General features: G+C 40.4%; 7 protein-coding genes. 3 read left to right on the forward strand and 4 right to left on the reverse strand.

Annotated features, from left to right (window positions below):
- The first annotated feature begins 50 nt into the window (after positions 1 to 50).
- The 3 genes from BIZ36_RS09860 to BIZ36_RS09870 all read left to right on the forward strand — a co-directional run bounded on the left by BIZ36_RS09860 (position 51) and on the right by BIZ36_RS09870 (position 4,738).
- Positions 51 to 1,592 carry a hypothetical protein gene (locus tag BIZ36_RS09860; RefSeq protein ID WP_187457727.1) on the forward strand — a complete coding sequence of 514 codons (1,542 nt, stop codon included), beginning with the start codon at positions 51 to 53 and terminating at the stop codon, positions 1,590 to 1,592.
- 77 nt (positions 1,593 to 1,669) lie between these two features.
- Complete coding sequence (locus BIZ36_RS09865; RefSeq protein WP_187457728.1) at positions 1,670 to 3,529, forward strand: cytochrome-c peroxidase; 1,860 nt, start codon at positions 1,670 to 1,672, stop codon at positions 3,527 to 3,529.
- Positions 3,530 to 3,625: 96 nt separating this feature from the next.
- On the forward strand, positions 3,626 to 4,738 hold the full coding sequence (locus tag BIZ36_RS09870) for a fasciclin domain-containing protein (protein ID WP_187457729.1): 1,113 nt from the start codon (positions 3,626 to 3,628) through the stop codon (positions 4,736 to 4,738).
- A gap of 9 nt (positions 4,739 to 4,747) precedes the next feature.
- Here the strand turns inward: BIZ36_RS09870 and BIZ36_RS09875 are convergent, their stop codons facing one another.
- The 4 genes from BIZ36_RS09875 to BIZ36_RS09890 all read right to left on the reverse strand — a co-directional run.
- A complete protein-coding gene (locus BIZ36_RS09875; RefSeq protein ID WP_187457730.1) occupies positions 4,748 to 5,392 on the reverse strand; it encodes a DUF1801 domain-containing protein in 645 nt (214 codons plus the stop codon).
- A gap of 23 nt (positions 5,393 to 5,415) precedes the next feature.
- Complete coding sequence (locus BIZ36_RS09880) at positions 5,416 to 5,751, reverse strand: avidin-fold protein (protein ID WP_187457731.1); 336 nt, start codon at positions 5,749 to 5,751, stop codon at positions 5,416 to 5,418.
- Positions 5,738 to 6,490, reverse strand: coding sequence for a carbon-nitrogen hydrolase family protein (locus BIZ36_RS09885; protein WP_187457732.1), 753 nt, complete (start codon positions 6,488 to 6,490; stop codon positions 5,738 to 5,740). The genes BIZ36_RS09880 and BIZ36_RS09885 overlap by 14 nt, the downstream gene beginning before the upstream one ends.
- A 53-nt stretch (positions 6,491 to 6,543) precedes the next feature.
- A partial coding sequence (locus tag BIZ36_RS09890) for a helix-turn-helix domain-containing protein (protein WP_187457733.1) occupies positions 6,544 to 6,676 on the reverse strand: 133 nt, incomplete at its 5' end.

Raw genomic sequence — 6,676 nt, forward strand, 5'->3', positions numbered from 1 at the left:
TTCACCTAAATACTTTTGTTAAAGAACTTTTAAAATAAACCTAGAACAAAATGAGAACACTTAAAAAATTGCTTTTATGCGCAGGTGTAGTTGCTACTGCTACATCTTGCGATAAGTTAGATGATTTCCTTGGTCACGGAGGTGGTGAGGAAGAAAAGGGAACCATCTTTGAGAACAAATCTGAATTAGAACCATTGGTGGATGTTAAGTCACGATTTAATTTTGTAAAAGCCTATTCCTTAATAAGCTCTACGGATGTATTGGAAGACGGATTTCGTTTGGTAGGTGCCCAAGATGGTGCCGGTTTCCTTAAAGATGGTGATGGATATAAATATATTGTAAATGCTGAGGACGATTATGCCGTTAGCCGAATCCACTTCGACAAGTACATGAACCCAACCGGAGGTGAGTGGTTGTTGAATTCTGGTGTTGCCGATTTTGCCAGACAATGTTCCGGTACCATGTGGGAAGCTAGTATTCACGGCGGGGCCAAAGATTTGTTTCTTTCCGCTTCTGAAAGCTTCCACTATGATGTAAAAGGAATTGATCCCCATGTAGAAACCCCAACGCCAACGGCAGATTTTGGTCTAGATGCCTTAGGAGAATTTTCTTGGGAAAACGCTGTTCCTCTTCCACGTGATGCGTATCCTGGTAAAACCGTAATTATTGGTGGTGACGATGATTCAAGCGGTTCTGAAGGACAAATTACCCTTTACATGTCCGAAAATGGAAATGCTGATTTGAATAACGGTAAAATCTATGTCTTAAGATTGAAGGAGGTAGCTTCAGGTTCTACGGATGCCAACGGTAATCCAATCAACCCTGCCGCTGTAGAAGCTGGTGTAACTTATAATGAGGGGGACCTTGCTTACGGTGAGACCTACGAATTTGAATTCGTTGAAATCGAAAACGGTGCTTCCATGACCAAAGATGAAATGGAAGACGCCTGTGTGGCTGTTAATGCTTCTGCTTTTATGCGTGTGGAAGATGTTGATTATCAAAAAGGTTCTGCTGCCAATAACCGTAATGTGTTCGTAGCCGTTACCGGTAGAGGTCCTGGGAGAGGTACGTACAACGATTGGGGTACTGCTTACAAATTGGAATTGGATGAAGATTCTCCTTTGACGGGTAAACTCACTCAAATTGTGAGTGGTAATACAGACTCTAACAATATGGATGGTAATATCGCTGAACTTCAAAGTCCTGATAATATCTGCGTAACCGAAAACTTCATTTACCTTCAAGAAGACCCCAACTCTTTTGATAGAGGTCACGGAGCTTACATTTATCAAACTGATTTGAACGGAAATAACGCCAAAGTGGTTATGGAATTGATTGTAAGAAATGATTTGGACCCAGCTGGTGGTTCTGGTTTTAGTGGAGAGTATGGTGCTTTGGAAGATATTTCAGAGAAAATTGGAGAACCTAATACTTTCTTGTTGAATCTTCAGCCTCACTATTGGCAAAGTGAAGACTTTAAGAGTGTTGACGGTCACGATATGGAATCTGATCGTCCCGATGCTATCGTTGCCGGGGCACGTGAAGATAATCAAGGAGGTCAAATACTTATCCTAAAAGGATTACCTAGGTAATTCTGTCTCACATTCTATTTTTAAAAAGGCCTCCGTATTACGGAGGTCTTTCCCTATTTTACTATTTATCCTTAGTTATGACTAAAAATCTTCTCTTTTTATCTGTCTTTATTTTTATTCTTTCCTGTAAAGATGGGAAAAACCAAATGGCCGAAGTTGTTCTGGACCCACCTCAAATTGACTGGAAACCGGCACAAAAGTTTTACCATAAACACATTACGAAAGCTGTAGAATTAATTGATTCATTGGCTCAAATGGACGCAGAAAGTCCTCAAGCCAAAAAAATATTTAAAAAACTAAGGGTCAGCTTCAAAAAATCAGAACCCTACGCAGCTTATCTTAACCCCGCCGTGGGTCACCGTGCCAACGGTCCGGCTTTACCTATATTCGCGGAGGATACCGAACGTGTTTTGCCTCCAATGGGGCTTCAAAAAATGGAGGAGTCTATTTTTGAAGGGGGAGAAGACCCAACCGTTTTTAAACGTGAAGCGGAACTGACCAAAGGACTTTTGGTGAATCTAATGGAGAATACCGGCGAACGGCCTTTGGACGCGCAAAGGTTTTTTATCGCTACACATCAACAATTATTACGAATTATTAGTTTGGGTATTTCGGGCTTTGATACACCCGTTAGTCAATTAGGGCTCGAAGAAAGCATTGTTTCTCTTGAGGCGCTTTATACCGTTTACGGTCTTTCCATACAAGACTTGGTACAAGAAAAAAATGAGCAGTTAGATGCAAAGTTCAAAACGAATGTTCACAAAGCAATTAAGTATCTGAGTGAGCATCCCGATTTTGAAACCTTTGACCGGTATATATTCATAAGGGACTATATGAATCCCATCACCAGAAATTGGGTAGCGATACGTAAAGAAAGTGGACTTTGGGAAGGTGTAAATAACAAACCTTTTAATTTTGATGCACCTACTTTTTTTGAGAAAGATGCTTTCAATCTTACCTATTTTACGCCTCCGGTCAATAGAAATACCAACGATAAGCAAATTGCCCTTGGTGAGAAATTGTTTTTTGAGCCGCGTTTAGCAAAAAATGGCACCATGGCCTGCGCTACCTGTCATATTCCCGAAAAAGCATATGCGGATAATCGAGTGGCAAATTTGGATAACACCGGAAATCCCCTTCAACGAAATTCACCAACTTTGATTAATGTAGCATTTCAAAAAAGTTTCTTTTGGGATGGCCGTGCCGAAAATCTTCTCGACCAGATTTCATCGGTCTTTACCAATGAACAGGAATTTGCCAGCGGCGTTCATGAATTTTCTACGGAAATTTTAAAGGATTCCGTTTATACTCAATTGTTCAAGGATGCCTACGGAAAGGTTTCCACTAGAAATACCGATGTGATCCGGGCCATTTCCTCCTATATTTCTACCCTCAACGGATTTGATTCAAAATTTGACCGAAATATGAGAGGTGAAGAAGCCAATTTTACAGAAGAGGAGAAATTGGGAATGAACCTTTTTATGGGTAAGGCCTTATGCGCAACTTGTCACTTTATGCCCTTGACCAATGGTACCGTTCCGCCATTTTATGCTGAAACTGAAAAAGAGGTTATCGGCGTGCCCGAAACCGCGGCCAATAAAGCACTAGACGATGATCTGGGCTTCTACTGGCGTTATGAAAAGGAGGTTCATTATGGTATGTTCAAGACGCCTGCTGTCAGAAATGTGGCCTTGACGGCTCCCTACATGCACAATGGTGTGTACGCAACTCTAGAACAGGTAATGGATTTCTATAACCAAGGCGGTGGTGGCGGATTAGGATTTGAACTGGAACATCAAACCCTACCGTTTGATAATCTAGAGCTGACACCAAAAGAGCAAAAAGCCATAATTGCCTTCATGAAAACCCTTACGGATACCAACGTTGATAATAAAGAAAAGCAAAAAAGCAACTTGATTGCCGGTACCCGACCATAGCCTAACTTCTCATATTTAACCTTGGCGTAACACATAGTTCTCTTATGGTTAGCTATTTATGTCTTATATTTTGAGCTTCTAAAAAATTGCATGAAAATGAAAAATAAAAATTTGTTCTCCACTTTTCTATCGAAAATGACCTTATTTGCTTTTTTTTTGGTATTCGTTGGCTGTTCTTCTAGTGATGACGGATCGGATTTGGACGAAGATCCACAGCAAGAAATTACTGAAGAAGAAACACCTGAGGAGGAAACGGAAGAACCTGATAATTCTGAGAATACGGAACCAAATGCCTTGGAGTTTATTTTGAGTGAGGACAATTTTAGCGTACTCGCCGCGGCTATAGAGGCTTTAGATGACGATGTAAAAGATTTACTTCAAGAGGATGATATTACTGTTTTGGCACCTTCCAATGAAGCATTTGATGAGTTGTTTCAGCTTTTGGAAGATTATTCGACCATTTCCGATTTTGATGAGGATGAAGAACTTGCGCTATTGCAGGATATTCTCCAATTTCATATTGTGCAGTCCAACACCATCACGGTCGATGAATTTACTGAGGGGCAAGAGATAGTTACTTCCGTTGCTGAAAATCTGGAAGTATTGATTGATGGAGGTACTTTTTTTCAAGCAGATAACGATTTGCTGGCGCAATTAATCGAAATTGAAGGAAAGGTTTCCAACGGGGTGGTGCATCAAATAGATGAAGTACTGTTGCCCGATACTGTTTTTGAGGTGTTTTTTCCGAAACCTACACTTTCTGAAATTATTGTTGAAAACGAGGATTTGCAAATGTTCGAAGATGCCTTGACTAAGGGAGATTTGTTCAACAAGTTGGAAGGCGATGCAATGACCGTTTTTGCCCCGAACAATGAGGCGGTAGGCTTGCTTTTTGACTTATTGGGAGAGGACTACGATGATTTTGATGATTTTCAGAATTTTTTGGAGCTTCAGGTTTTGAACGATATTCTTTTAGGTCATTTGGTTGAGGAAGAAATTACTTCGGATAGCTTTGAACCGCAAGCCATCGAAACCCTTTTACCAAACGACTCTATTGAATTGGTGTTGGAAGATGAGGAAATTGTTATTAAGGACGCTTCTGAAATTCGAGCGAAATTTGTGCTGAAAGATGTGGAAGCATCCAACGGGGTCATCCATATAATAGATAAAATATTGATTCCCCAGAAAGCACTGCAATTTGTGGAGTAGGAAAGGGACTTATTTTTGAAGTTGCTTGTGACTGCCATCGCAGCGGGGCATTTTTTTGGACAGCCCACAAACGCAATCATGAAAACCGAAACCTTGTAAGATGCGGTCTGTGTATTTGTCAATTCTGGACACTCTAGTCGAGGCCTGTTTGGCACCGGAGAAATAGATATTGTAGGCTCGTTGCCTACCTGGGGTGAGAGCCATAAAGGCGGCGGCAAATTTTTGGTCGGCAGATAAACGGTTTTGTAGCTCCGACACAAAATTTTGAGTATTTTCCTCCTTTTTTTCAACTTTTAAGCCCTTATTTTCAATTTCTATGGCCTCAAAAATGTAGGATTTGAGAACATCCCATCGGTCGGTTATTTCTCTAAGTTCGGTGAATTTGACAATTCGGACAATTCTGGAATTTTCTCCCGGTTTATCAAGAATTCCGGCAGGGTCTTTCAACAGTACACCCTTAAAAAAACTGATAGTACAGAAACCTTTAAAATTGCCCAATAATAGAACATTCGCTTTTTTATGAGTGTAACAGGGTTGCCCCCATTTTAGGGTCTCCTCCAATCCGCATTCCAGTACCAGCTCCCTTAACCTTGTAAGTTCTGGCTTCCATTGGGTCATTTTTTCTAAAAATTGGTCTACTTCCAAAGTTTTCATGGGTAGGGAATTTGTTATTGAATTTACAACTCTTCTAAAATACTGGAACCCTTGGAGCAATCCCCGGACGTCCATTGCCATTCTTCATGCAACCGTATTTTACCGTTAGCGATCTTTTCTGGGGTAGATATACAAGTACCCGTCATTAAATTTCCTTTTGAATTTACTTGATGGTAGCGCATATTTATGATTCCATTTCCATCTACCAAGCCCAAAAGATGGCCTTTTATGATATTTCCCCCGGAATAGTCGCAAAACAGCCTATTTTCTTCCTGTTGGTAGTGGAATATGGTTTCTTCGGTTGTTTCCGCGTTTTCTGTATTGCTTACGGGCCTAAATTTTCGGTTATGATAATTCATTTTGATGTATAAAAATGTTTTCGCAAGTATTGCTTTCGGTATCAAAAATCAATAGACCTTGTTCATCTTTCGTCAGTTGTACCAGTAATTTGCCATCAGCACTCCAAACAGCAGAAGAACCAGCCCCAATAAAGTCATCAGCAGGCCCCACGGAGTTACAAAATAGTACGCCGAGTTTATGTGCCTTTGAAATTCTTTCAAAATGTTTCTCCGCTTTATCCACTCCTTTTTGGGCTTTCGCTGTACAGGCCAGATAAAAATCAGGTTGATGGAGCAAAGCCTGCTGTAGGTGTTCGTTTCTCAAAGATTCATAGCAAATGGCAAGGGAAATATGTTTGTTGTTCAGCTCAATATGCCCATAATTGCGTCCCGGTTTAAAAAAAGGTTTTTCATCATCGTGAAGCCATTGTTTGGCATAAACCGAGATAGCTTTATTTGGCTGAAAAATCAATAAGGCAATCTGAACCCCATTGTTAGAATCTAGAGGAGCTCCCAGTCCTATGGTCATATTAAGGCGGTTGCTAAGCCTTTGCAAAGGAAGCAATCGATGGTCTTCAGGTTTAATCTTTAAGTCCTTTGCCAGTTTAGGTTCATATCCAGATAGCGATAATTCAGGAAAGAAAATGGCCTCAGCCTCGTTTTTCGAGGCTAGTTTAATACATTGTATATGCAGTTCTATGTTTTTTGCAATAGACCCTCTGTGAGGTTGTATTTGCGCCAAGGCTATTTTCACGACCATCAACTTTAATAGAAAGGTACAAAACTTAGTTTTTAAATAGCTGATATCAAGTTCTAATTAAAAGATGCCCTAAACTCGGTTGGGGATAGTTGCGTTTTAGATTTAAAGAATTTGCTAAAAGATTGCGAATGTTCAAAACCGCAGCTAAAGGCAATTTCGCTAATGCTTAGCTCAGATGTGGATAAG

Origin of the sequence: Cytophaga sp. FL35 (genome assembly GCF_014349235.1) — a bacterium.
Taxonomy (GTDB): Bacteria; Bacteroidota; Bacteroidia; order Flavobacteriales; family Flavobacteriaceae; genus Euzebyella.

Coding starts and splice junctions, on each gene's coding strand:
- BIZ36_RS09880 (WP_187457731.1), bottom strand. CDS start 5,751: ATGAATTATCATAACCGAAAATTTAGGCCCGTAAGCAATACAGAAAAC.
- BIZ36_RS09865 (WP_187457728.1), top strand. CDS start 1,670: ATGACTAAAAATCTTCTCTTTTTATCTGTCTTTATTTTTATTCTTTCC.
- BIZ36_RS09870 (WP_187457729.1), top strand. CDS start 3,626: ATGAAAAATAAAAATTTGTTCTCCACTTTTCTATCGAAAATGACCTTA.
- BIZ36_RS09860 (WP_187457727.1), top strand. CDS start 51: ATGAGAACACTTAAAAAATTGCTTTTATGCGCAGGTGTAGTTGCTACT.
- BIZ36_RS09885 (WP_187457732.1), bottom strand. CDS start 6,490: ATGGTCGTGAAAATAGCCTTGGCGCAAATACAACCTCACAGAGGGTCT.
- BIZ36_RS09875 (WP_187457730.1), bottom strand. CDS start 5,392: ATGAAAACTTTGGAAGTAGACCAATTTTTAGAAAAAATGACCCAATGG.